Source organism: Paenibacillus sp. Y5S-9 (genome assembly GCF_036894235.1).
Lineage (GTDB): Bacteria > Bacillota > Bacilli > Paenibacillales > Paenibacillaceae > Paenibacillus.
On record NZ_CP145887.1, the window covers coordinates 4,781,957 to 4,806,570 of the forward strand.

Annotated in this window: 21 protein-coding genes; all 21 read right to left on the minus strand. The window is 47.3% G+C overall.

The window, feature by feature from the left end; translation table 11 throughout:
* Positions 1-6: 6 nt before the first annotated feature.
* The 21 genes from pgeF to mraZ all read right to left on the minus strand — a co-directional run bounded on the left by pgeF (position 7) and on the right by mraZ (position 24,384).
* Complete coding sequence (gene pgeF / locus V6669_RS21145) at positions 7-906, minus strand: peptidoglycan editing factor PgeF (protein ID WP_237174389.1); 900 nt, start codon at positions 904-906, stop codon at positions 7-9.
* Positions 907-957: 51 nt separating this feature from the next.
* Positions 958-1,350, minus strand: a complete 393-nt coding sequence (locus V6669_RS21150) for a YlmC/YmxH family sporulation protein (RefSeq protein ID WP_338587953.1) — start codon at positions 1,348-1,350, stop codon at positions 958-960.
* A gap of 174 nt (positions 1,351-1,524) precedes the next feature.
* The gene (gene sigG, locus V6669_RS21155; protein ID WP_017687309.1) at positions 1,525-2,307 is read right to left on the minus strand and encodes an RNA polymerase sporulation sigma factor SigG; all 783 of its coding nucleotides are present in this window, start codon (positions 2,305-2,307) and stop codon (positions 1,525-1,527) included.
* Between the two features lie 111 nt (positions 2,308-2,418).
* On the minus strand, positions 2,419-3,141 hold the full coding sequence (gene sigE / locus V6669_RS21160; RefSeq protein WP_017687308.1) for an RNA polymerase sporulation sigma factor SigE: 723 nt from the start codon (positions 3,139-3,141) through the stop codon (positions 2,419-2,421).
* 11 nt (positions 3,142-3,152) lie between these two features.
* Positions 3,153-4,133 (minus strand): sigma-E processing peptidase SpoIIGA, encoded by a 981-nt coding sequence (gene spoIIGA, locus V6669_RS21165; protein WP_091014080.1) that lies wholly within the window; start codon positions 4,131-4,133, stop codon positions 3,153-3,155.
* 261 nt (positions 4,134-4,394) lie between these two features.
* On the minus strand, positions 4,395-5,510 hold the full coding sequence (ftsZ, locus tag V6669_RS21170) for a cell division protein FtsZ (protein ID WP_017687306.1): 1,116 nt from the start codon (positions 5,508-5,510) through the stop codon (positions 4,395-4,397).
* A gap of 150 nt (positions 5,511-5,660) precedes the next feature.
* Positions 5,661-6,944, minus strand: a complete 1,284-nt coding sequence (gene ftsA, locus V6669_RS21175) for a cell division protein FtsA (protein WP_036614863.1) — start codon at positions 6,942-6,944, stop codon at positions 5,661-5,663.
* Between the two features lie 293 nt (positions 6,945-7,237).
* Positions 7,238-8,005, minus strand: a complete 768-nt coding sequence (locus V6669_RS21180) for an FtsQ-type POTRA domain-containing protein (RefSeq protein WP_149846753.1) — start codon at positions 8,003-8,005, stop codon at positions 7,238-7,240.
* Positions 8,006-8,063: 58 nt separating this feature from the next.
* Positions 8,064-9,347, minus strand: coding sequence for a UDP-N-acetylglucosamine 1-carboxyvinyltransferase (gene murA, locus V6669_RS21185; RefSeq protein WP_338587958.1), 1,284 nt, complete (start codon positions 9,345-9,347; stop codon positions 8,064-8,066).
* A gap of 17 nt (positions 9,348-9,364) precedes the next feature.
* Entirely contained in the window at positions 9,365-10,270 is a 906-nt protein-coding gene (gene murB / locus V6669_RS21190) for a UDP-N-acetylmuramate dehydrogenase (RefSeq protein WP_338587960.1), read from the minus strand.
* A gap of 149 nt (positions 10,271-10,419) precedes the next feature.
* Complete coding sequence (murG, locus tag V6669_RS21195) at positions 10,420-11,529, minus strand: undecaprenyldiphospho-muramoylpentapeptide beta-N-acetylglucosaminyltransferase (protein WP_074095850.1); 1,110 nt, start codon at positions 11,527-11,529, stop codon at positions 10,420-10,422.
* A gap of 7 nt (positions 11,530-11,536) precedes the next feature.
* Positions 11,537-12,634, minus strand: coding sequence for a stage V sporulation protein E (gene spoVE / locus V6669_RS21200; RefSeq protein WP_062835457.1), 1,098 nt, complete (start codon positions 12,632-12,634; stop codon positions 11,537-11,539).
* A gap of 48 nt (positions 12,635-12,682) precedes the next feature.
* Positions 12,683-14,104 (minus strand): UDP-N-acetylmuramoyl-L-alanine--D-glutamate ligase, encoded by a 1,422-nt coding sequence (gene murD, locus V6669_RS21205; protein WP_338587962.1) that lies wholly within the window; start codon positions 14,102-14,104, stop codon positions 12,683-12,685.
* Positions 14,105-14,107: 3 nt separating this feature from the next.
* Complete coding sequence (gene mraY, locus V6669_RS21210) at positions 14,108-15,076, minus strand: phospho-N-acetylmuramoyl-pentapeptide-transferase (RefSeq protein ID WP_338587963.1); 969 nt, start codon at positions 15,074-15,076, stop codon at positions 14,108-14,110.
* A 12-nt stretch (positions 15,077-15,088) separates the two neighbouring features.
* Complete coding sequence (gene murF / locus V6669_RS21215) at positions 15,089-16,501, minus strand: UDP-N-acetylmuramoyl-tripeptide--D-alanyl-D-alanine ligase (protein ID WP_338595006.1); 1,413 nt, start codon at positions 16,499-16,501, stop codon at positions 15,089-15,091.
* Entirely contained in the window at positions 16,501-17,988 is a 1,488-nt protein-coding gene (locus V6669_RS21220; protein ID WP_124116018.1) for a UDP-N-acetylmuramoyl-L-alanyl-D-glutamate--2,6-diaminopimelate ligase, read from the minus strand. Before V6669_RS21220 ends, murF begins: the two co-directional genes overlap by 1 nt.
* Positions 17,989-18,128: 140 nt before the next feature.
* Positions 18,129-20,081 (minus strand): stage V sporulation protein D, encoded by a 1,953-nt coding sequence (locus tag V6669_RS21225; protein ID WP_338587965.1) that lies wholly within the window; start codon positions 20,079-20,081, stop codon positions 18,129-18,131.
* Positions 20,082-20,175: 94 nt separating this feature from the next.
* Positions 20,176-22,509, minus strand: a complete 2,334-nt coding sequence (locus tag V6669_RS21230) for a penicillin-binding transpeptidase domain-containing protein (protein WP_338587966.1) — start codon at positions 22,507-22,509, stop codon at positions 20,176-20,178.
* A gap of 12 nt (positions 22,510-22,521) precedes the next feature.
* Entirely contained in the window at positions 22,522-22,950 is a 429-nt protein-coding gene (locus V6669_RS21235) for a hypothetical protein (RefSeq protein ID WP_036674831.1), read from the minus strand.
* Between the two features lie 27 nt (positions 22,951-22,977).
* Positions 22,978-23,928: a 16S rRNA (cytosine(1402)-N(4))-methyltransferase RsmH gene (gene rsmH / locus V6669_RS21240; protein ID WP_338587969.1), complete on the minus strand. Its 951-nt coding sequence runs from the start codon at positions 23,926-23,928 to the stop codon at positions 22,978-22,980.
* A gap of 18 nt (positions 23,929-23,946) precedes the next feature.
* On the minus strand, positions 23,947-24,384 hold the full coding sequence (mraZ, locus tag V6669_RS21245; RefSeq protein ID WP_017687291.1) for a division/cell wall cluster transcriptional repressor MraZ: 438 nt from the start codon (positions 24,382-24,384) through the stop codon (positions 23,947-23,949).
* Between the last annotated feature and the right edge of the window lie 230 nt (positions 24,385-24,614).

Below are 24,614 nucleotides of genomic sequence, written 5' to 3' on the forward strand. Positions count from 1 at the left end.
AGAGGGTCACCTCTCTTCCAGCCCAATCCAGCTCGCCATACGCCCTGTAACACCATTTTCCTTCCTATAGGAGAAAAATAGTTCGGGATGACAACTTGTACACCATGTTGTACATTCGATATGATCCGGCATTATTCCTGCTTTCATCATAATGTGTCGATTACATTCTTTCAAGTTTAACATCGTTTTACCGTTATTCACGGCTCGATATGCTTGTTTAGAAGCAGAATCCTCGTATTTATCATTAACCGGGGAATCATCAAACCAAACCCGTACATGCTGCATGACCGCCTCATCCACTTCATAACAGCAATCCCCAATCGACGGACCGATTGCAGCTCGAATGTCCTGCCTACGGCTGCCATACTCCCGTTCCATCGTCTCCACCATGGATACAGCGATACCCGCGACTGTACCTTTCCAGCCGGCATGCGCAAGACCTACCGCCTGCTGCACAGGGTCATAGAAATAAAGCGGAACACAGTCGGCATAGAAAGAAGTCAGCAGCACACCAGGCACATTCGTGACCAATCCATCCGTATCCTGCAACGCAGATTGACGATCAAGTAATCCTCTGCTCCGATCTTCAGCGGTAATTACAGCCACATGTTTGCCATGCACCTGCTCTCCACAGGTCCATGCTTCTGCTGCAAAGCCAAGCTTCTCGGTTACAAGCCTACGGTTGTTAAGTACAACTTCAGGGTCATCCCCCACATGATAAGCACAATTGAGCGTCGCATACGGAACTTTTCCAACTCCACCATGCCTCGTCGTAAACCCGACTGACAGCTGTTCAAATTGCTGTTTCCAGGGCTCAACATATAATAATAACGGATCAGGACCGAAATCTGAATTTGGGTTCTTGGTCCGTTCAAGTAATTCTTTATCCAATACAAAGGGTTCCATTATCTCACCTCACCACTTCCAGTGTACCAAATGAGCCACATTCTGTCTCATTTATATCGTTCGACGATGATTACGTTCCGACCGTTCAATGCGTTCCACACGCTCTGTCCGGTTATGCTGCTGTTCATCATACAGGCGCGCTTCGCGATCACGCTCGTCATACGTATTTTCCTTCACCTCATCCATCTTTACCAGAATCACATCTGAGCCAATCTTCACAATATTTCTCCAGGGAATCACCAGATCCGTTCCCCCGCCAAAAAGACCCATAAAACGGCTGTACCCTGGGACTACAATCGCTTCAATTCGTCCCTGCTTCAGATCCAGCTCCAAGTCACTGATCTGACCCAGGCGTTTACCATCCGTAATGTTAATGACATCCTTTGTCTGAAAGTCCGAGATTTTCATGCCTCGTGCCGCTACTTCGCTCGTATTTACTTTCATTCATCTCCGCCCCCTGTTATTCCTCTTCTGCCCGTTCTTCACGCTTCTATACAATATATGTTTCAGGGGCGAAAAATGTCCTGTTTTTCATCGAATGTGGAAACGGTCCAAAACAAAAAGACGACCAACGGTATACACTGCCCCGATTGATCGTCCTTCTGCCCTTGCATCGTGTTACGACTTTACATGTTTTTGCATCTGCTGTATCGCTGATTTCTCCAGACGTGATACCTGAGCCTGGGAAATGCCAATTTCATCAGCCACTTCCATCTGGGTTTTCCCTTCGAAAAACCGCATCGACAGAATCATTTTTTCCCGCTGACCAAGACGATGCATCGCTTCACGGAGTGCAATTTCCTCGATCCATGACACATCTTTGTTTCTGTCATCACTGATCTGATCCATAACATAGATCGGATCTCCACCATCATGATAAATCGGTTCGAAGAGCGAGACCGGGTCCTGAATGGCGTCCAATGCAAAAACAACATCTTCCTTCGGCACATTCAGTACTTCCGCAATTTCAAATATCGTCGGTTCCCGGGAATTTTTATTCGTCAGGCTGTCACGGACCTGAAGCGCTTTGTAAGCTATATCCCTCAAGGAGCGAGATACCCGAATTGGGTTATTATCACGCAGGTATCGACGGATTTCACCGATAATCATCGGCACCGCGTAGGTTGAAAATTTGACATTCTGGGATAAATCAAAATTATCAATGGCTTTCATCAGGCCGATGCAACCAACCTGGAACAGATCATCGACAAACTCCCCCCGATTGTTAAAACGCTGAATGACACTGAGTACCAGACGCAGGTTGCCATTCACTAATTTCTCTCTTGCTGAGCGATCATGGTGTTGCTGAAGGGAATGAAACAATTCCCGCATTTCAGTGTTGGTGAGGACAGGCAATTTTGCGGTGTCCACGCCACAAATCTCGACTTTGTTTCGGGTCATCGTGATTTACCTCCCAAGGAGAAACATTAATGTACATTATCTCCGGGGCAGGCTTTTTTATTCGTACTTGGCATCCTTGCCAGTAATACCCATTCTGACCAATGATGTATTTCAGACCATTTTATTGAACTCTTTGCGAAGTCTTTTAATGATTCTTTTTTCGAGACGAGAGATGTAGGATTGGGAGATTCCAAGTAGATCCGCTACATCTTTTTGTGTCTTTTCTTCCCCATCCGTCAGGCCAAAACGAAGCTCCATAATCATTCGCTCGCGCTCCGTTAATTTTTCCAGTGCCTTGTGCAAAAGTTTCCGGTCTACCTGCTCTTCAATATTCCGATAGATTGTATCGTTTTCAGTACCCAATACATCAGATAATAATAGTTCATTTCCATCCCAATCAATGTTAAGCGGTTCATCAAAAGAAACTTCAGTTCGGATCTTACTATTACGTCTCAGGTACATCAAAATTTCATTTTCGATACAACGTGAAGCATAGGTTGCCAGTTTGATTTTCTTTTCCGGGTCAAATGTATTAACTGCCTTGATCAATCCGATGGCTCCAATGGAGACCAAATCTTCAATGTTGATTCCTGTGTTTTCAAACTTTCGTGCAATGTACACCACCAGACGCAGATTGCGCTCAATAAGCATCGCGCGAATGGCAGAGTCTCCCGAGGATAATTTTTGCAGTAAAAATTCTTCTTCTTCCCTTGTCAACGGCGGCGGAAGTGCCTCACTTCCCCCAATATAATAGATCTCTTCGCTTTTGAGTCCCAACAAAAATAACAGACGGTAATATTGCAGCTGCGCCACCAGTTTCCATTTCACAAGCATGTACGTTCCTCCTATACCACATTCAGCGGCTTTTCTGTTGCTCCCGCAGAGAGAGCCGTAGACTGCGCAGAAGCAGCGTCTTGCACAAGTTCAGGATGAATCACGGCCTGGTATTTCCCATCCGACGACAAAACACCTCCATCCAGCCCAATGAGTACCCTTGTCGTCTCATAACATGTTTCCTCCATCGTCACCTTCACCCGGTCCGGCTTCATTGCAAGCATAAACGCAGTCCCTTTGTTAATGCCCCGATAAGGCACAAGCCGCAGTCGATCCTGCCACTGAAAACTTTCCTGATCAAGCTCCAGAATAAGGTTGTCCGGCGCCTCGTCCTTGAGTCTGCCCTTCCATGAAGCGGGTAACATGTCTTGCCATAACGAAACCTCCATCACCATGACCGGCATACGCGATAAGGGATCTGTAAGTTGATTGCCCGTATCCAGAAGGCCTGTACAAGAAATGACTACCTCATCGATGCAGACCTCAACTTTACCCAAATAGGTCGTCATGCGATCCGTTTTCCGTTTTGAGCTCTGCACAGCTTTGAATAAAAACAGGACAGCAAAAAATACGATAAATGTGAACCAGAAGGCAATCTTCAGATCAAATGACATACCGCCAGAAGCCGTGAACCAAATGCCGTTAAACAACTCACCGGAGCTCTGAAGCATGTAATGCACACCCAGAATACCTCCGGCAGCGACAAAATTAATCACATAGAAGGTACCGAGCGTCCTCGCAAAAGCCTGCAGACCTTTAAACCCAAAAGCAATCGTAAGCATAACCAGCGAGAACCCGAACTTGATCAGAAAGGTGAACATAAAATCAAACTCCGGTACAAACATCATGACCACGTATAATGCACCCACAATGGCTGACAGCAACCATCGCCACCAAACCAGCTTTGTCTTGCGCATCCAGGCGGTCATTCCGATGAGTGCACCGTCAATACACAGGTTTGTCAAAAAAATTAGATCCACATAAACAACCAAAGTCTTCACCTGCCTGCGCGCAACATATCGAAATACCGATACCCGATATCCTGATATTCATGAGCATATTCACAAGTATACGGAGCCCCCTGTTCAAAGTCTGTCTAATCATGGGGGTGTGGTTCCAACTTTTTTTGTCGGAATTGCTCAGGCCCTTTGTTCAGAATTTGTTCATTGCTGTATGCTATGATATCTAAATAAACAGAAAAAACCCGGTCGCTCCATAAGGAGTACCGGGTTTCCAATAAACTGATTTGTGTATTAATCGTTGTTATTATTGCGTGAACGATTGCGTAAAAATGTCGGAATGTCCAGCTGATCATTGCTCGGCTGATTTCCGAAAGGACGCAGGTTCGGCGAACGCGTATCTGTCGTCTCCGCTGTTGCTGGAGCTGGCTTACGTCCTGGTGGTGGTGGAGCAGGTTTATCTTCAAAACCAGTTGCAATAACTGTAACCTTAATCTCCTCTTTCAGGTCTTCGTCAATGATGGCACCAAAGATCATGTTTACTTCCGGGTCGGAAGCAGACGTTACGATCTCTGCCGCTTCATTCACTTCATACAGGGACAGATTAACGCCACCCGTAATGTTCATGATTACCCCGCGAGCACCTTCAATAGAAGTTTCAAGCAAAGGACTCATAATAGCTTTCCGTGCTGCTTCTGCGGCACGATTCTCACCAGTTGATTCACCAATCCCCATAAGGGCTGAACCACGTTCGTGCATAATCGTTTTGACGTCAGCAAAGTCAAGGTTGATCAGACCCGGTACAGCGATCAAATCAGAGATACCTTGTACCGCTTGACGAAGTACGTTATCCGCTTGACGGAATGCTTCAAGCATAGGTGTCTTTTTATCTACGATCTCGAGCAAACGATCATTAGGAATCACGATCAGTGTGTCGACTTTTTCTTTGAGAGCTTCAATACCTTGCTCTGCATGGCTGGAACGCTTGCGTCCTTCAAATGTAAATGGACGAGTTACGACACCAACGGTAAGTGCACCACACTCTTTAGCGATTTCGGCAATAACCGGAGCCGCACCTGTACCTGTACCGCCGCCCATACCGGCTGTAACAAATACCATGTCTGCACCTTTCAACGTGTTCATGATCAGATCGCGGGACTCTTCCGCTGCTTTTTTACCTACATCCGGGTTGGCGCCAGCACCAAGACCACGAGTCAATTTATCACCGATTTGCAATTTATGCTCGGATTTCGCCAGATGTAACGCCTGAGCATCCGTATTCACCGTAATAAATTCAACACCTTGTACACCATTTTCAATCATACGGTTGACTGCATTGCTTCCGCCGCCGCCTACACCGATGACTTTAATTTGAGCCAAGCTCTCCATCTCGAAATCAAATTCCAACATATTATTCCATCTCCCCCTCAATGTGCATGGATGGCCCGTCCAATTTTTGATTTGAACCGAATCAATTTCATATATCGACGAACGAAAGCGTTTATTTTAGTACCGGCGCATTCAGACGGCTTCAAGAATGTATGAAATGGATCCAACCTGTTATATAAATTCGCTGAACATATTCTTCAGCCGCTCGAACAGACCGGGTTTTTGCTCCGATTCCTGTGCCGTATTTGGCTTCGGACGGTTGGTCGGTTTCTTGTTGTTATTATTGTTGTTGTTATTTCCACCGCCGTTATTGATCGAGGGACGAATGCGCAAACTGCGAATTACACTGTGCAATATGCCGACTCCGCTTGTAAACCCGGGGTCACGCACACCAATATAATCCGGAACTGCAACTCGTACCGAAGCAGCAAGCTCATGCTGAGCGACCTGCAGAACCCCCGGCATAGAGACCGTACCTCCCGTTAGTATATAACCTCCAGGAAGCTCGTTGTAACCAAGACGCTTCACTTCTTGGGATATCATCTGGAATATTTCCTGAACCCTAGGTTCAATAATTGCTGCCAGATCCTCCTGTGAAAACTCCTTGTCTACATTACTGCCAATTCGGGTGACTTTGAACATCACATCCGCAGCAGCATCATCCAGCCAGGCGCAGCCATATTTCAGTTTCACTTTCTCTGCCTGATCCGTTAACGTGCGTAAGCCATAGGCGATATCATTTGTTACGAATTCCCCACCTATAGGCAACGTTGATGTTGCAACAAGACTGTCTTCTTCAAAAATGGCGATGGTTGTAGCACCTGCTCCAATATCAACAAGCACTGAACCCATCGTTTTTTCATCTTTGGACAAAGCCAGTTGACCCGCTCCAAGCGACATGAGAACCAGATCGCTTACTTTCAGACCCGCTTTTTCCACGCAGCGCAAAAGATTATGTATCGCGGTTTTTGCACCTGTTATGATCGTTGCTTCAACTTCCAGACGAACACCAATCATACCACGGGGGTCCTGTATGCCCTCCAAGCCATCTACAACATATTGCTTGGCGACAACATCAATAATTTCCCGTTCCGGCGGAACTGCAATGACTTCGGCTGCTTTCAACACCCGTTCCATGTCTTCTTCTCCGATTTCACGATCCTCGTTAGACACAGCCACGACGCCGTGACTGCTCATCAGTCCGATATGATTTCCCGAGATTCCAACATACACTTCGGATATTTGAATACCTACCATACGTTCTGCATGATCCACTGCGTTGCGAATCGACTGCACCGTCTGATCGATATCTACGATTACACCTTTGCGAATTCCCTCCGAGTCGGCAGATCCAACTCCTATAATATTAAAGGTTCCATTATTCATTTCCCCAATAATAGCGCGAATTTTGGATGTACCGATGTCCAAACTAACAATGATGTCATTGTTGCTCAAGTCTGTGGCACCTCCTGACTCCAATAGTAAATTACGTTCGAATTTAAACACTATTAAAACATATTCAACACACTTCAGGCTTTCCCTCTTTTTTCTACAATGTTTTTGGGTGTCAAAATCTGGTTGCCAGACATAAAACATTGAAGAAAAAAGAAGGAGGCAACTCATGTGCCATAAGTTCAAGTGTATCATTTTTTCTTCATCTCAGAAAGAACAAGTTTCATTGCTCTGACGGGGCCAAACCCCGACCTGCCTAGGCTTTCATATTCAGTCCAGCCTCATCATGGCAAAGATCAGGGGGTTGCTCCTAGTTCAGCATCATCTTCCGGGTCATCCGGGATGAAAGGGACATAGGTATCTGCCTCAAGCATGGTGATTTTCCCAGGCCGTTCGGTCTCAATCACCTGATTCAGATACTCCACTTTATCCGATAAAAGAGAGACGGTTGTAATCACTTCAAACTGCGATTTGGTATACATCCGAATCTGATCCGGAAATGAAGGCGTTGGATTCGGAATAATTTCCGAAATATCCGTCGTCAATTCATTCGGAATTTTAGCCAGTGTCTGGCTCAGTTTGGCTTTGAGTGGATCATCAGCCTTCCATTGGGTCAATATGGGCTTCTCCACAGCAACACCAATTGTTGCCGGAACCGTCAAGCTTGTCCCACTGGCTAATATCGCTTTTAACGTACCGTCAGAACCAAGCTCATAAGCAACCGTGGCATATTCCTGAACCTTGATATGGATAATACCCGGAAATTGCTTGTCCACGGTAACGGTGGAAATCGCCTTGATGGTCTTGAGACGCTCAATAACCTCGGCAGTACTTGTCCCAAAAAATTGTTCGCCTTCTTTCAGCCCGCTTTTCTCCAGCAGTTCTGAAGTTGCTGTATATACATTACCCGTAATTTCAATTGCCGAAATCCGACTCATGGAAGAACGAAAGAATAATACAGCGAGCAATACAATAAATAATAATAAGAGAATAATTACAATTTTGCGGCTTGTGTTTCCTTTTGGCCGATTCTTCTTCAGAACCGGAATTTGACTTTTAGGCATAAGTAGCGCTCCACAAAGCCTCAGGTCCCCTCCCTTCAAGAAGGGGACTCCAAGGACGTTAATTGGCAAAATCCAACTGTTTCGAAACGGGCGACTGTCTCTCAACCGATGCTCCAAGACTTTGGAATAACTTCTCGATTTGATCGTAGCCCCGGTCAATATGATGCACTTGCTCCACAACCGTTTTGCCTTGAGCAGCCAGACCAGCAATGACCAGAGCTGCACCTGCACGAAGATCGGTTGCTTCTACTGTAGCCCCGTACAGACGGGGAACACCACGGATAAATGCTGCGTTCAGATCGACTGAAATATCAGCCCCCATCACATTCAGTTCATCCACATGTTTGAACCGACCCTCGAATACCGTTTCCTTCATCACACTGAATCCGTCTGCCAGACTGAGCAGCACCATGATTTGAGATTGCAAATCTGTCGGAAACGAAGGATACGGAGAAGTCACAATACGGTCTACTGATTTGGGACGGCTCATACAGCTCACCGTCATTATATCATTGCAGACTGTGATTTGAACACCAGTGCGCTTCAATACATGTATAAGTGAAGTAAGATGAGCAGGATTGCAGTGTGTAAGCGTAACATTGCCTCGTGTTGCTGCTGCTGCAATCATCACGGTTCCGGCCACGATTCGATCCGGTATAATCTCATAGGAGCAAGGCTCCAGTTTCTCAACGCCATTGATCGTGATTGTATCCGTTCCTGCACCAATAATGCTTGCACCCATAGCATTCAAAAAGTGTTGCAGGTCTTGTATTTCAGGTTCTCTTGCCGCGTTGCAAATGGTTGTCGTGCCTTTAGCCAGGACGGCTGCCATCATGATGTTTTCGGTCGCTCCCACACTTGGGAAATCCAAATGAATATCTGTACCCACCAGATTGTGCCCATGACAGATAATCTGTTGGTCCTGCTCTTCAATCAAAGCTCCGAGCGCTTCCAGGCCCCGGAGGTGAAGATCAATTTTGCGTTCTCCAATGGCACAGCCGCCTGGCTGATACACTGACACTTGCCCAAACTTAGCCAGCAATGGTCCCATCAAAAAAATGGAAGAGCGCATCTGCTTCATTAGATCTTCTGGCACATCATATGACCGGATAGACGAGGTATTAATCGTCACTGTTCCCTGTTCATGCCGACACGTGCATCCAAGCCGTTCCAGGATATACAGCATCACCTCAATGTCCAGCAAGTGTGGAACGTTATGCAGTGTAACTTCTCCATCTGCCAACAAACTTGCGGCCATAATCGGTAAAGCGGCATTTTTTGCTCCATGGATGCGTATGGATCCTGAGAGGGGTTTCCCGCCTTCAATCACCAATTTGTCCAATGTATCACCTCCGGGGTTTACCGCTCACCCACTACGAAGACTTCCGGTACCAGGTTAATACCGTTTTGAGATGATATAGTGCTCTGTATCTGCTGCATTAGGGTGATAACGTCCTCTGCTGTTGCTTGGCCTGTATTAACAATGAAATTGGCATGCATGGTGGATACCTGTGCGCCTCCCTGGATCATTCCTTTCAGCCCTGCTGCTTCAATCAGGCGGGCTGCATGATCACCCGGTGGATTTCGGAATACACTGCCTGCACATGCCATCTGCAGTGGCTGTGTGCGGCGCCGGCGATCTTTGTAAGCCGCCATCGTTTCCGAAATGACGTTGCGCTCCCCATGCTGGAGTTCAAATGTGGCTTCCAGCACAATGCCTCTCCGATCATGCAGAACAGAGTGGCGGTAGGCAAAATCCAAGTCCTCCTTGCTGTAACGTACCAATTCCCCTGTCTCCAGTACAATCTCAGCGAATTTGAATATCCGTGACACATCCGATCCATGCGCGCCTGCATTCATGTACACAGCTCCACCGACAGTGCCGGGGATACCGCTGCCGAATTCCAGACCGGTCCATTCCTTTTTGGCAGCAACCACACTGAGTTTAACAAAAGAATGCGCCGCTCCGGCGGTTACACCGCCTTCGTGAAATTCGGCATAATCAAAGCCCTCGCCTGGTTTCACCACAACACCACGTATTCCTTTGTCTGACACCAGCATGTTTGAGCCCCGCCCAAGTTGCATCCACGGAATCTGATACGTGTGAAGCAATTGAATGAGATTCATCATCTGCTCTTTATTCTCGGGAATGACCAGTGCATCCGCAGGACCGCCGATCTTCCATGTGGTGTATTTGGCTAGCGATTCGTTTTCAAGAACTCTGCCAACATTATTCTGGGATAGTAACGATATCCACTGATGCATGTTTGCTTCCTCCTTTGCTTCAAAACCGATGAGCACGGTATCTTCTGTTGTTACAGACCGTGTTCTGGCGCCATGGAACGATGGTCACGATTTATACGGTATCTTATGTCAGCCCCGTCTTGTGTGTGACAATCGCCCACAATCGCACTTTATCGGCGTGCAGCAAGACGCTGAATTTCATGAACAAGCACTTCAGCTGCATCGGGTTTCCCCAGTTTCCGGGAGGCTTCAGCCATTCGTTTGCGTCCCGATTCATCATTCATAATCTTGGCGATGGCTTCATACAGGACTTTGCCTGTAAGATCCTTCTCCAGCATCGTGAGTGACGCACCTCCACCTTCAAGCGTGCGTGCATTGGCTTCCTGATGATTATTAGTCACGTTAGGTGAAGGAATCAGGATCGAAGGAATACCCAGTGATGTAATCTCCGCAAGGAATGATGCACCTGCGCGGTTTACAATCAAGGATGTGCAGGCAAGCACCTCAGGCATATTGTGCACGTAAGGCAGGACATGCAGGTGGTTTGGCATCGTACCCAATGAGCTGCGAATGGCTTCACGTGTTTCATCAAAATAGGTATCCCCTGTCACGTAAACTACGTGTACATCGTCCAGTTGTTCCAGCATTGGAGCCATGTCCACCATGGCCTGATTGATTGCTTTTGCCCCGCGACTGCCACCAACCACAAGAACAACACGGCTGTTCATCGGTACACCTAACGTGGCAAAACCACGATCACGGCTAGCCTGGGCTACCGTAGTCGCTCGCGGATTACCAGTGTAGATCACCTTTTTTGCGCCGGAAAACGATTTTTCAGAACCTTCAAAGCTAACGGCAACCGTGTCCACATAACGCATCAAAAATTTGTTCGTCAGACCAGGGATGGCGTTCTGTTCATGAATTATACTCGGAATTCCCAGTTTTGTTGCTGCATATACCACAGGTCCACACACATATCCACCTGTACCAATCACAACATCCGGTTTGAATTCCTTCAGCATTTTTTTGGACTTACGTACACCTTGAATGAAACGCATGACTGTTTTCAGGTTGTCGATGGACAATTTCCGCCGAAAGCCCGTAATATCAATGGATTTAAAAGGAATATTTTCCTGGGGTACCAGTTTACTTTCCAGCCCTCTGGTTCCTCCAATATATAGAAATGTCGAGTCCGGGTTCTCCGCCTCGCATTGTCTTGCTATGGCAACGGCCGGATAGATATGTCCACCCGTACCGCCACCGCTTAGAACGACTCGCATCGCATAGTCACCTCGCATAACGGGATAAATTCACTAAAATGCCCAGTGCTGTGAGCATGAGGGTCAATGATGATCCGCCGTAACTGATCAGAGGCAATGTAATGCCCGTAACAGGCATCATGCCAATGACAACACCAATGTTAATAATGACCTGTACGGCGACCATACCTACGATACCAACACCAAGCAGACTGCCGAAGGCATCCGGAACGGTCATGGCTACACGCATTCCTCTCCACACCAGCACCAGAAACAACAATAATACAATCATTCCACCTATAAAGCCGAGTTCTTCGGCCAAAATACTAAAAATAAAGTCCGTTTGCGGTTCAGGTACATAACTGTACTTCTGCCGGCTCATACCCAGTCCCAATCCCGCCAGTCCACCAGGACCAATCGCGTATAAGGATTGAATGATCTGATATCCGGCACCCAGCGGATCGGACCACGGGTCCAAAAACGCTGTGATACGCTGCAACCGATAGGGTGCTGCTGCAATCAAAGCTGCAAACCCCGCTACGCCGCCAAGAGCAAGCAAGCTCAGATGTTTCATTCGCGCTCCGGCTGTGAAAATAATAAGCATCGATGCGCCCATCATCACAGTGCCAGTCCCCAAATCAGGTTGCAGCATAATAATCCCAAAAGCCAAACCGATCAATCCCAGCGGTGGCAGAAGCCCCGTTGTGAAGGTTTTGATTTTGCCCGGTTCCTTGCTCAACCAGTGAGCAAGAAACAGAATCATGCCCAGTTTCATGAATTCTGAGGGCTGAATACCGAACGAACCAATGCCCAGCCAACTTCGTGCACCACCGCGAACCACACCGATGCCAGGAATGAGCACCGCGATGAGCATAATAAAACAGGCAATCAATATAGGTTTGGCATATTTCCTCCACACCCGGTAGTCAACGTTAGCAGTTACGAACATGGCCACAAGCCCAAGCACCGCAAACAGGGCCTGTCTTTTTACAAAATAAAATGAATCGCCATAGTCATGAAAGGCAAGCACCGAGCCCGCACTATATACCATAATAATGCCGATGGCAAGCAATGCCAAAATACAAATCAGCAACCAGATATCTGGTGCCGGTCGCGTCTGTTTCATCAGGAGGCCACCCCTTGCATGGAAGTAGGGGCTTTTCCACCCCCCTACTTACAAGTTATGCGCCGCCTCTTTAAAAATGCGTCCCCGCTCTTCATAGGAAGCAAACATGTCCCAACTTGCACATGCCGGGGATAACAAAACGACATCACCGGCACTGGCAAGTTTCGATGCTTCCTGCACAGCAACGGTTAACGTCCGGGCAGCGTCCTCCTCATTATCGACGACCTTAATTTGCTTTAATCCGGCAAGTTCCGCGACCTTGGCAATTTTTGTCCGTGTCTCTCCAATTGCAACGACAGCTTTTACCCGTTCCTGGAACAAGGGTAACAACTCCATCATGTCTGACCCGCGATCCAACCCTCCAGCAATCAATACGACCGGTTCCTTGAACGAATTCAGGGCCATAACCGTAGCTTTCGAATTGGTTGCTTTGGAGTTGTTGTAGTATGCAGAGCCGTTATGCTCCAGGACATATTCAAGTCGGTGTTCAACCGCCTTGAAATCTGCAAGCGGAGCAGCCAGCACTGCTGGATCAGCTCCTGCCGCTACGGCAATGGCCACAGCGGCCATTGCATTTTCCACATTGAATTGTCCAGCGATGCCAATGTTCTCGATGTCAATAATGGTGTGGTGATTTCCCTTTTCATCCGCGTAGATAATCTGACGCTTCACATCATCCTCTTCTCCATCCACATAAGGAGGATCTGCATACACACCTACATCCAACTTCTCAATCATTGAGAAGGGAAGCAATCTGCCTTTGATGTAAGGAACCAGGCCACGACATACCGCATCATCCCAATTCAGAATGGCCACGTCGTCAGGCTGCTGATTCGCGAACAGTTTTGCTTTGGAAGCCACATAATCATCCAGATCCCCATGATAGTCCAGATGCGTCTCTGCAACGTTAAGCAAGCTGGCAATCCGGGGACGGAAATCAACCGTTCCTTTGAGCTGGAAACTGCTAAGTTCAACAACCATCCAGTTATCTGGAGAAGCTTGCTCTGCCGCTTCACAGAGAGGTGTTCCGATATTACCGGCAACGATCGGGTTGAGGCCGGCATGTTCCAACATTTCCCCCACCCAAGTGGTTGTTGTTGTTTTGCCGTTCGAACCCGTAATACCGATCATGGGTGCAGCACATAGATGATAAGCAACCTCTACTTCGGTCACCACTTCAATGCCCAATGCCAAAGCTTGCTGCACAGGAGCTGCATGGTATGGGATACCCGGGTTTTTGACAACCAGCTTCACATCACTGTGAATCAGATCATCCGGATGCCCTCCGCATACAACAGAAATTCCCAAAGCCTCCAATTCGGAAGCTTCGGGACATTGATCTCTCTCTTTTTTATCATTTACTGTAACCTTCGCTCCGGCGCGATCCAGCACTTTGGCGACCTGTACACCGCTTTTGGCCAATCCGAGCACAACTACTTGTTGTCCGCGATATGATTCAGGATGGTTCATGATCTACAACCCCTTGTTGAGATAAAGTCCAAGAGCGGCCAAAATTGCGCCTACCGCCCAAAAGGTAATAACAACCCGCCATTCTGACCAACCACTTAATTCAAAGTGATGATGAATGGGGCTCATTTTGAATACACGCTTGCCACGAGTCTTGAATGATACCACTTGAATAATAACAGACAGGATCTCGATAACAAAAATACCGCCAATGATGACAAATAGAAGCTCTGTTTTGGTTACAATGGCTACCGCACCAATCGCACCGCCAATACCCAGAGAACCGGTATCTCCCATAAACACTTTGGCCGGATGTGCGTTATATACCAGAAAACCGAGTACGGCACCGATCATCGCTGCTGCACACACTGCTGCTGGCATCGACGTAGCTTGCATCGCCACAATGGCAAACGCGCCAAAGGCAATCGCACTTACCCCTGATAGCAAACCATCCAGACCGTCCGTAAAGTTAACCGCATTGGTAATGGCAAGCATCATGAATACAACAAACGGATAATAGAACCATCCGGTCCAGTCAAACGAGAATGACGTTCCCGGAATAGAGATGGCTGTGCTGTGTCCATTCTGGATCAGCAAGAAACACATCACTGCACTGAACAACAATTGGCCCAGCATTTTTTGTCTGGCCGTCAGTCCCAGCGAACGTTTGAACACAATTTTGATGTAATCATCCAGGAAGCCAATCAGCCCAAAGCCCAGCGTAGCCACGAGCAAGACATAAAAGTCTGTATTCTTGACTGCCGAAAATTTCAAAAAGGCCAATGTGAACGCAACTAAAATGACGACTCCACCCATTGTAGGTGTCCCGCTTTTTTTCAAATGGCTCTGAGGCCCATCTTCCCTAACTTGCTGTCCAAATTTCATTCGACGTAACAGCGGAATCAGGAGCGGTGCGGCAATCACCGCCAGAATAAATGAAACACCGATTGTTAACAGTAATACCTGAAAATCCATGGGTTCACCCCTCTAGTCTACTCGATTCTGTAATGGTGCTATTTGTAGTGCTTCGACCACGTCCTCCAGCTTCATGCCTCTTGAGGCTTTGAACAAAACAACGTCTCTGGGATGTAGTTTCTCCAGTAGATAACGGGTCATTTCTTCTTTATCTATAAAAGCATGCACAGCCTCTGCCGGCATATGCTTTCTTGCTCCTTCAGCAATATGTGCTGATAGCGGGCCATATACGAGCACCATGTCCATTTTGACAGATGTAATATACTCACCAATTCCAAGATGCAGATCCTGCTCCTCAGGACCAAGTTCAAGCATATCACCAAGCACAGCCACTTTCATACGGTATCCTTTCAGACCCTCTAGTACATCAATTGCGGCCTTCATGGAGGTTGGACTTGCATTGTATGCATCATTCAGCAGGGTTAGACCACTAACGCCTTGCGTAACCTCAATACGCATGCCTGTCAGTTTCAAGCGAGACAATCCCGCGGCAATCTGCTCCGTCGTCACTTTGAAATGACGGGCTAGAGCCAAAGCAGCCAGACAGTTAACGACATTATGCGTTCCCAGCAGAGGTAGCGTAAATGCATGTTCTCCAAACTGTTTGGTGGTGAAAACTACGCCGTTCTGTGCATTCATAAGTCCGGTAGGATAGTCATCATTATCGGTTTGCAGACCAAATGTAAACCGCTGCAATCCATCGGGTTGTTTCGTTGCGGGCTCTTCAAGGACTTGTGCAATTAAAGGCTCGTCTCCGTTGTAGATCAGTAATCCGCCTGGCTTCAATCCCGCGGCAATCTCGGCTTTGGCTCTGGCAATCTCCAGTCTGGACCCCAGCTGAAGCAGATGAGATTCACCAATATTGGTAATGATCGCTACATCAGGTTGCGCAATAACCGACAAATCGTTAATTTCCCCGCGACCACTCATACCCATCTCCAAAATGATAATCTCCGTATCCGGGTCCATACTTAATACAGTCAGTGGTAATCCAATGTGATTATTAAAATTGCCTTGCGTCTTATGCACTTTGAACGTCGTCGAGAGAATGGCATCAACGATGTCCTTTGTTGTTGTCTTGCCGTTGCTGCCTGTAATGCCAACAACAGCCGCTTTATTCTCCGCTAGATAAGCAGATGCGAGTGCTTGCAGTGCGATAAGTGTGTCGTCAACAACAATGACAGCTCCTTGCGGCGGAATACCATGATCCTTTTGCCAGATCGCGCCTGCAGCGCCCTTCTCTAGACAGGCTTGCACAAATTCATGTCCGTCAAACCTTTCACCCACTAGCGGGATAAACAAACTGCCTTCCAGAGGTTTACGCGAATCGGTAAACACCCCTTCGACCATTACATTGCCATGAGCGGCAACGTCACTTAATGTTCCTCCACACATCTCGGCCAATTGTGCCAATGTTCTTTTTATCAATTGGATTTGCCCCTTATCGCTTCTTTGGCTATGATTCGGTCATCAAAATCGGTTTTGGTTGTGCCGATAATCTGATAGGTCTCGTGACCCTTGCCCGCAATCAATACTACATCGGCTGGGCTTGCCATTTCAATAGCTTCATGAATCGCCTGGCGTCGATCCACAATCATCGTATAACGTTCGGCAGGAACAGATTCTTCAATCAGGCCCTGTTCAATGTCTTTGAGAATCAGATCCGGATCTTCTGTCCGTGGATTATCGGAAGTAACCAGTACAAAATCACTATAATTCGCAGCAATTTTCCCCATGAGAGGGCGTTTGGTACGGTCCCTGTCACCACCACAGCCAAACACGCAAATTACACGTCCTTCGGCAAATTCTTTCACCGTCCGCAACACATTCTCCAGTCCATCCGGTGTATGGGCATAATCGACAATAACAGCAAATGGCTGTCCTTCGTCCACTCCTTCAACACGTCCATCCACGCCCGGAACCGTCTCCAGACTGCGCTTGATCTCTTCCAGCGGAATACCTTCCACCAGCGCTGCAGAGATGGCTGCCATTGCATTGTACACATTGAATTTGCCTACCATGCGCAATCGAATATCCGCGCTGCCTGCAAATGTATCCACGTGGAAAGAAGTTCCCTGAGACGTGATTGAGATTTGGGATGCGCGTACATCCGCCTTTTCACCCATGCCATATGTAATCACTTCAGCCGCCGTCACAGAGATGAAATAAGCCGCAGCCGGATCATCTGCATTGATGACAGCGAATTTGCGCTGTGAAACATCTTCTGTATAACCGTTACCCAGACGTGCAAAGAACAATCCTTTGGCCCCGCGATATTCCTCCATGGAATGGTGGTAGTCCAGATGATCTTGCGTCAAGTTAGTAAATACCGCAGTACGGAAATTTGTTCCCTTTACTCGCCCTTGTTCCAATGCGTGAGAAGAAACTTCCATAACACAACAGTCCGTACCCTTCTGAACCATATCATGCAGACTACGCTGCAGATCAAGCGCCTCTGGAGTTGTTCCTGACATCGGGTAGGTGCGACCGTCATACCGCATTTGAATAGTACCGATCAATCCCGTCTTGCGTCCGTAATCACTCATGATTTTTTCAATCAAATAGGTGGTCGTTGTTTTTCCGTTCGTTCCCGTTACACCAATCATATTCATCTTCTGGCTTGGCGAGTCAAAAAAGAAATCTGCCAGAACAGCCATCGCAAATCGGCTATCCTTCACCAGCAATTGTGGTACAGGAAGATCCAGCTGCCGTTCAACCACCAATGCAACTGCACCAGCATTTACAGCTTTTTCTGCATAATCATGACCATCTACCGTATGTCCCGGAAGACAGATAAACAGATCACCCGGTTTTACCTGCCGGGAATCTGTCTGAAGGTTTTGGCATTCTGTATTTGATTCGCCCACGAGGCGGGCGGTGGTCAGCATCGATGCAAATTGTTTTAAAAGCACATGAATAACCTCACTTTTCCAATTATACTTCTGTTTTAACATATGTCTGTATTTATTAATATCGTCAATACAACCCAATAATGAAACGCACTTGGATGAATTTTGTTGCGCTAGAAGCCCCAAACTACCCCTAAGCCCCGTTATTCATCCTTTGTGTGATCATGTGCATCGTTCAGTACATTCCCCATATAAATGCGGATGGTTGATCCCTGCTCTACCCTCGCCCCAGGTTTGGGTGCCTGATTAATCACGTATTTACCACTGCCAGACTTCGCCAGCATAAAATTCATGTTCAGGTCTTCGTACAGATCTTCAACAGTAGCTCCTGTCAGGTCTGGGACTGTCACGATTTTGGTTTCACCATACTTGTATTCTTTGGCGACCTGATCCTTACGAACAGGTACATTCATATAATGCAAAGCATCTTCAAGGATGTTCTGCACAATCGGGGCGGCAACCACGCCTCCGAACTGAATTCCTTTGGGATTATCAACTGCGGTATAGACCACAATCTGTGGATCATCTGCCGGTGCAAATCCGATAAAGGATACGATATGCTCGGTTGAGGAATAACGTCCGTTGATAACCTTCTGGGCTGTACCTGTTTTGCCACCGACCCGGTATCCATCAATGAATGCCGGACGCCCGGTGCCTTTTGCGACAACACTCTCGAGTGCTTCACGTACTTGTTTGGATGTATTCTCCGAGATCACCTGACGAACCAGTTCCGGCTTGGCTTCTTCCATGACTTCTCCCGTTACCGGATGGACCCACGCTTTCGTAACATATGGCTTGTAAAGTTTACCCCCATTGATGGCCGCTGACACAGCTGCTACTTGCTGAATAGGCGTAACCGATACACCTTGACCAAAAGCAGTTGTTGCAAGTTCGACAGGTCCCACTCTGGACAGTTTGAACAGAATTCCACTGGCTTCTCCGCTGAGGTCGATCCCTGTCTTGGTGCCGAAGCCAAAGTCTTTAATATAGGAGAAGAGCGATTCTTTGCCCAGCCTCTGCCCCAAAGCCACAAAGCCCGGGTTACATGAGTTCTCCACAACTTGTAAGAAGGTCTGACTTCCATGGCCGCCCTTTTTCCAGCAGCGCAGACGTGCTCCACCCACCTCAACATATCCAGGGTCAAAAAATTGATCCTGTTGCAGATTAACCTTTTTCTCTTCAAGCGCAGCTGCCAAAGTAATGATCTTAAATGTGGAGCCCGGCTCGTAGGTCATCCAGATCGGCAAATTCCGATTGTATATCTCCGCGGGATATTGCTGATAATCGGCAGGTTCGTATCCCGGCCTGCTGGACATCCCCAAGATTTCACCCGTTTTGGGATTCATCGCTATGGCCAATGCTGAGTTCGCCTGGAATTTCACCATGGCCTGGTCCAGTTCTCTCTCCATGATGGACTGAATGGATTTATCAATGGTCAGCTTGAGGTTAAGGCCGTCCTTCGGTTCCACATACTTCTCGGATGAGCCCGGCATTAGCCTTCCGGCCGCATCGGACAAGTAGGACACACTGCCATTCAAACCATTCAGCTTATCATCATATTTCTTCTCGACACCGGTTAAGCCCTGATTATCAATGCCCGTAAAACCAAGAATATGGGCAGCCAAATCGTCATAAGGATAAAAACGTTTATTGTCCTCAGCAACAACGATACCCGGAAGCTTCAAATCACGGATGCGCTGAGCTTTCTCCATCGTAATTTTGCGGCCGCCGGGTTGTAGTCTTACAATGAGTTCTCGTTTCTTGATGGTTGCAAGCACTTTTTCTTCCGTCATCCCAAGCAATGGGGCCAGCGCTTTAGCTGTGATTTCAGCTTCTTTAACCTGAGCCGGAATGGCCATAATGGTCGGTGTTGTCACATTATAGGCCAGAGAGGTTCCATTTCGATCCAGGATCTCCCCCCGCTTGGCTGAGTAAGGAATATTACGCCGCCAGGATTCTTCTGCTTTTGCTGACAATTCAGGGCCTTCCCCGAGCTGTACATAAGCAAGCCTGATCATCAGGGCCGAAAATAACAAAACTAAAATCATTAAACTCCATAGCAACCTGCGCCGCAGATTTACGCTTGATCCCTTCACGAAAAGATCCCCCCACTCGTCCCAAAATCATGACATTCGTTCCATTCATGAATATTCAGGACAACCGGGGGTTAGAACAAGCTGTCAGAGCTCCCTAAGGAAGCGAAGCTCCGTTTGTTGCTGGATCGTCAGAGGATTCGGATTCATTGGCAGGAGCCTTGTTGTTATCTGTTTTGTCTGTTTCGTCGGTTTTACCTTCTCCGCCCGAAGCCTCTTGTTCCTTCACTTCAGCTTCTGACGACGGATCAGAAGAGATTGGAGCCTCATCGGCTATACCTGTCACTGCAGCTTTGGCAGTTTGCAAGTTTAACTGTACAGTTCTCTGCTCACCTGCGACCTGCTCGGTTTGCTTCACGACATAACCCTCGCCCTTGACCGTAACCCCCACTTTCATGAGAGAAAGTACTTCTAGGGCATCACGGAGAGATTCTCCTGTTAGATCGGGAATCTTCATCTTGCTGCTTTCTTCCGTTAGCAGATAGATTCGTTGGCCTGGATTCATAGAGGCGCCAGCAACCGGATACTGCCGAATTACATTATCACCTTGACCAAGAGTCACATAAGCAATACCTGCGCTTAGAAGCTGGCTTCTGGCCTGTTTGGCTGTCTTGCCACTCAAGTCAGGCGCCTTGGCTTGCACGACAGAGACTTCTTTTGACTTTTTGTCAGGAGTTTTGGCTGTATCTTTGGGTATTCCCATGTATTGAAGAGTCTGGCTGACAATCTTTTTGAACACCGGCGCAGCTGCGGTTCCTCCCCCAATGTTGGTTCCATCCGGTTGGTCAATGACAACAAGTATAGCAATCTTCGGATTATTCACTGGCGCGAATCCAATAAACGATACAACGTCTTTCGATTTGCTGTATTCTCCGTTAACGACCTTTCTTGCCGTACCTGTTTTACCAGCTACACGGTAACCTTCAATATAGGCGTTACGACCGGTACCAATCGTTTGATCTGCAACCACTTGTTCCAGATAACCGCTCACCAGTTTGGAAGATTCCTTGGAAATCACCTGACGAACAACTTTGGGTTTGATGACTTCCGTTGTTCCATCATTCGGGTTCTTGATTTCCTTCACCAGATGTGGCTCCAGCAATTTGCCGCCGTTGGCAATCGCAGAGATGGCTGCGACCTGTTGAATTGGTGTTACCTGTACAAGACCATGCCCATAGGCTGCCGTAGCAATCTCGGATTTGTAAACCAGTGGCTTGATCGGGGACGCTGCCTCATTTGGCAGATCAATACCCGTCTTTTTGCCGAAGCCGAATTCGTCTATGTAATGACGCAGACGTTCGCCGCCAAGCATGTTGTAACCCAAGTTAACAAAAGCAATGTTACTTGACCGTTTGACACCTTCGAGATACGAGATCCAACCATAGGAATGACCATTATCACTAATCGGGAAACCACCGATATACATGCGTTTGGATTCAAAACTTGCATTGGGATCAAAGAGTTTTTCTTCAACAGCCCCTGCTAGTGTAACTATTTTGAATGTACTACCCGGCTCATAGATTGATTGCGTAGCATGGTTGATAAAATTCTTTTGATCAGGTGTACTTCCATACGTATTCGGGTTAAAGGTTGGCCAGTTCGCCATCCCTAGAATCTCCATCGTGTTTGGATCCGCGGCAATGACCGTCATGCTCAGTGGATTATACTTGGCAACGGCTTCTTTCATTGCATCCTCAATGTAGAACTGGATCGTATCATCGATGGTCAGCGTAAGGTTCTTACCGTTCTGAGGTGGCAGATAGTTATCTTGTGAATCCGGAAGTTTAATGCCTTTGGCATCCTTCTGATAATTCAAATATCCGTCTGTACCTGTCAGTGCTTCATCATACGAGACTTCAAGTCCATTGACAGCTTTCCCATCACGGCTCATGTATCCCAAGAGGTGAGAAGCAAGTGTTTCTTCAGGGTAAAAACGCTTCGACTCCTGAGCCATCACAATTGCATTACGCGCCTTATATTCCTCTTGCAGTTCTTCACGCAACTCGTTGACTTGTGCGGCAAGTTCAGGACTTATCTTATACCCTTCACTGCGTACTTCACGTTGCTGATAGAACTTGCCATCTTCCTTTTTGGCTGTGACCAAAGCACGCATTTCACTCTCATTTTTCCCAAGAAGGGCAGAGAGCTTCTCCGTAACAACATCCTGAATTCCGAGTTCATTAATTAATAATGGATTAACGGAGACCGTATAGGCAGGGGCATCGGTAGCCAAAATATTACCGTTTCTATCCGTAATCGTTCCACGTGCAGCCTTAATCGTCTGTTCCCGCTCTACCAATCCGGCCGCTCGTTCCTGCCATACACCGCCATTCACAACTTGAATGAAAAAGATTCGGGTTACGAGTACAAGAAAAAAGAGGGTAATACATCCCCCTATAAGCAACGTGCGCATCTTTATTCTTTTTATCATCGGAACACCTCTTTACTTACTGCTTGCTGTATTGGAGGACGACTCAGTACCAGTTGATTTCGTACTTGTTGAGCGAGGTACATAAATGACATCTTTACCGGAAGCTTCAACGTAACCAAGTTGTTTTGCATTTTCGATGACCTGGTTGTTCAATGTTTCTTTTTCCACCTGCAGGTCTGCAATTGTCTTTTCATACCCCTTGATATCCGAAATAGTGGACTGCGCCTGCTTGTTCAGATCATAGATATGAGCATAACGAGACATCAAGGCTCCTCCAACAAGGATAACTGCAACCAGGGTAATCAGATACAAAATCTTCTCTCGTGCCGGAAGACCCGTACGACGGGTCACCACTTTGGTGGTTTCTTTGTATCGTTGCTGGGTCACACGTTCCTGGGACGCTTTTTCTTTTACAGCGAGATTACCACGTGTATATGCCATACTCCGACTCTCTCCTCCACTCTTGATCTACAATTTCTCGGCTACGCGCAGCTTGGCTGAACGAGCACGTGAATTTTCGGTCAATTCCGTTTCCGTTGGAATCAACGGTTTTCTGTTAACTAAACGCAGGCTCCCCTTGCCGCCGCATACACACAACGGAAAATCGGGTGGACATGTACATTTTTCCAGATAACTGCTGAAAATCTGTTTACATATCCGATCCTCAAGGGAGTGGAAGGTAATAACAGATACACGTCCTCCTGGTGCCAGACAACGAACAGCCTGATGCAAGCCTTCTTCGAACGCACCCAACTCATCATTGACGGCAATGCGTAATGCCTGGAAGCTGCGTTTGGCAGGATGTCCACCAGTACGGCGAGCTGCCGCCGGGATGCCTTCCTTGATCAGTTCCACGAGTTCACCTGTCGTCTCAATGGTAGACTGCGCTCGTTTTCCGACGATAACACGGGCAATTCTTCTCGAAAACTTCTCTTCACCATAGCGATACAAAATTCGAGCAATCTCTTCTTCTGGCCACTCATTCACAATCTCTTTGGCCGTCAGCATTGCATCCTGGTCCATTCGCATATCGAGCGGAGCATCGTGATTGTAGCTGAAACCACGTTCTCCTTCATCAAATTGCGGAGATGACACACCCAAGTCGTACAAAATACCGTCAACCTGTGGTGCACCATCCTTCATTGGTACATCCAGATCCTTGAGTACCTGTTCCAGATCTCGAAAATTGGTTTTCACCAATGTTACACGTTCTCCATAAGCAGCGAGCTTCTCGCGAGCATTATCCAAAGCCCAATCATCCTGATCAAGTGCGATCAGACGTCCCCCTGGACCGAGCTTGGAAGCAATCACGGAGCTATGTCCGCCACCGCCTAAAGTGCAGTCCACGTATATACCGTCCTGCTTGATGTTTAATCCCTCTGTTGCCTCTTCTTTGAGTACGGTTATGTGGTGAAACAACCTGCACCCCTCCTGACTTTATAAATCAAAATTAAAATCGACCAGCTTTTCGGCAATGTCGTTGAATGCTTCTTCGGATTGATTGAAATAACTCTCCCATATGCCTTTGCTCCAAATCTCCACCCGGTTCGACACGCCAAGAACAACACAATCCTTGTCCAGCTTGGCATACTCTCTTAAATTGCCCGGCAGATTTACCCTGCCCTGTTTGTCCAGTTCACATTCGGTTGCACCCGAGAAAAAAAACCGGGTAAACGCACGTGCATCAGATTTCATCAATGGCAGTGCTTTGAGCTTCTGTTCCATGACCCCCCACTCCTCCATGGGGTACACGAAAAGACACTGGTCCAAACCCCGTGTGACAACGAAAGACGGTCCCAGAGATTCGCGGAATTTAGCCGGAATGATAACCCGACCCTTATCATCAATGCTATGTTGGAACTCCCCCATAAACATTGGCCCACTCACTCCTCACCCGTTTCTCCCACTTTGCCCCACTTTCCACCACCTAAGCATAATAGATTCGCACAAAAAAATCAAAACCCTTCTTGCATTACTTGATTTTTTAATTTTTCAGCATAAAAAAACGTCCTTGATCCTGTCACTCAGGATCAAAGACGCTTCCCGTAAACGGGCAATCGTATGTCTACCCGCACATGAGCCATATCATCAATAAACCATTCTAT

Bases quoted from the DNA above. Each gene is read 5' to 3' on its own strand.
- murD (WP_338587962.1), bottom strand. From the start codon at position 14,104: ATGAACCATCCTGAATCATATCGCGGACAACAAGTAGTTGTGCTCGGA.
- sigG (WP_017687309.1), bottom strand. From the start codon at position 2,307: ATGACCCGAAACAAAGTCGAGATTTGTGGCGTGGACACCGCAAAATTG.
- murG (WP_074095850.1), bottom strand. From the start codon at position 11,529: ATGCGAGTCGTTCTAAGCGGTGGCGGTACGGGTGGACATATCTATCCG.
- mraY (WP_338587963.1), bottom strand. From the start codon at position 15,076: ATGGATTTTCAGGTATTACTGTTAACAATCGGTGTTTCATTTATTCTG.
- V6669_RS21150 (WP_338587953.1), bottom strand. From the start codon at position 1,350: ATGAAAGTAAATACGAGCGAAGTAGCGGCACGAGGCATGAAAATCTCG.
- V6669_RS21230 (WP_338587966.1), bottom strand. From the start codon at position 22,509: ATGATAAAAAGAATAAAGATGCGCACGTTGCTTATAGGGGGATGTATT.
- V6669_RS21180 (WP_149846753.1), bottom strand. From the start codon at position 8,005: ATGCCTAAAAGTCAAATTCCGGTTCTGAAGAAGAATCGGCCAAAAGGA.
- mraZ (WP_017687291.1), bottom strand. From the start codon at position 24,384: ATGTTTATGGGGGAGTTCCAACATAGCATTGATGATAAGGGTCGGGTT.
- murB (WP_338587960.1), bottom strand. From the start codon at position 10,270: ATGCATCAGTGGATATCGTTACTATCCCAGAATAATGTTGGCAGAGTT.
- ftsZ (WP_017687306.1), bottom strand. From the start codon at position 5,510: ATGTTGGAATTTGATTTCGAGATGGAGAGCTTGGCTCAAATTAAAGTC.
- pgeF (WP_237174389.1), bottom strand. From the start codon at position 906: ATGGAACCCTTTGTATTGGATAAAGAATTACTTGAACGGACCAAGAAC.
- V6669_RS21235 (WP_036674831.1), bottom strand. From the start codon at position 22,950: ATGGCATATACACGTGGTAATCTCGCTGTAAAAGAAAAAGCGTCCCAG.
- spoVE (WP_062835457.1), bottom strand. From the start codon at position 12,634: ATGAAACAGACGCGACCGGCACCAGATATCTGGTTGCTGATTTGTATT.
- sigE (WP_017687308.1), bottom strand. From the start codon at position 3,141: ATGCTTGTGAAATGGAAACTGGTGGCGCAGCTGCAATATTACCGTCTG.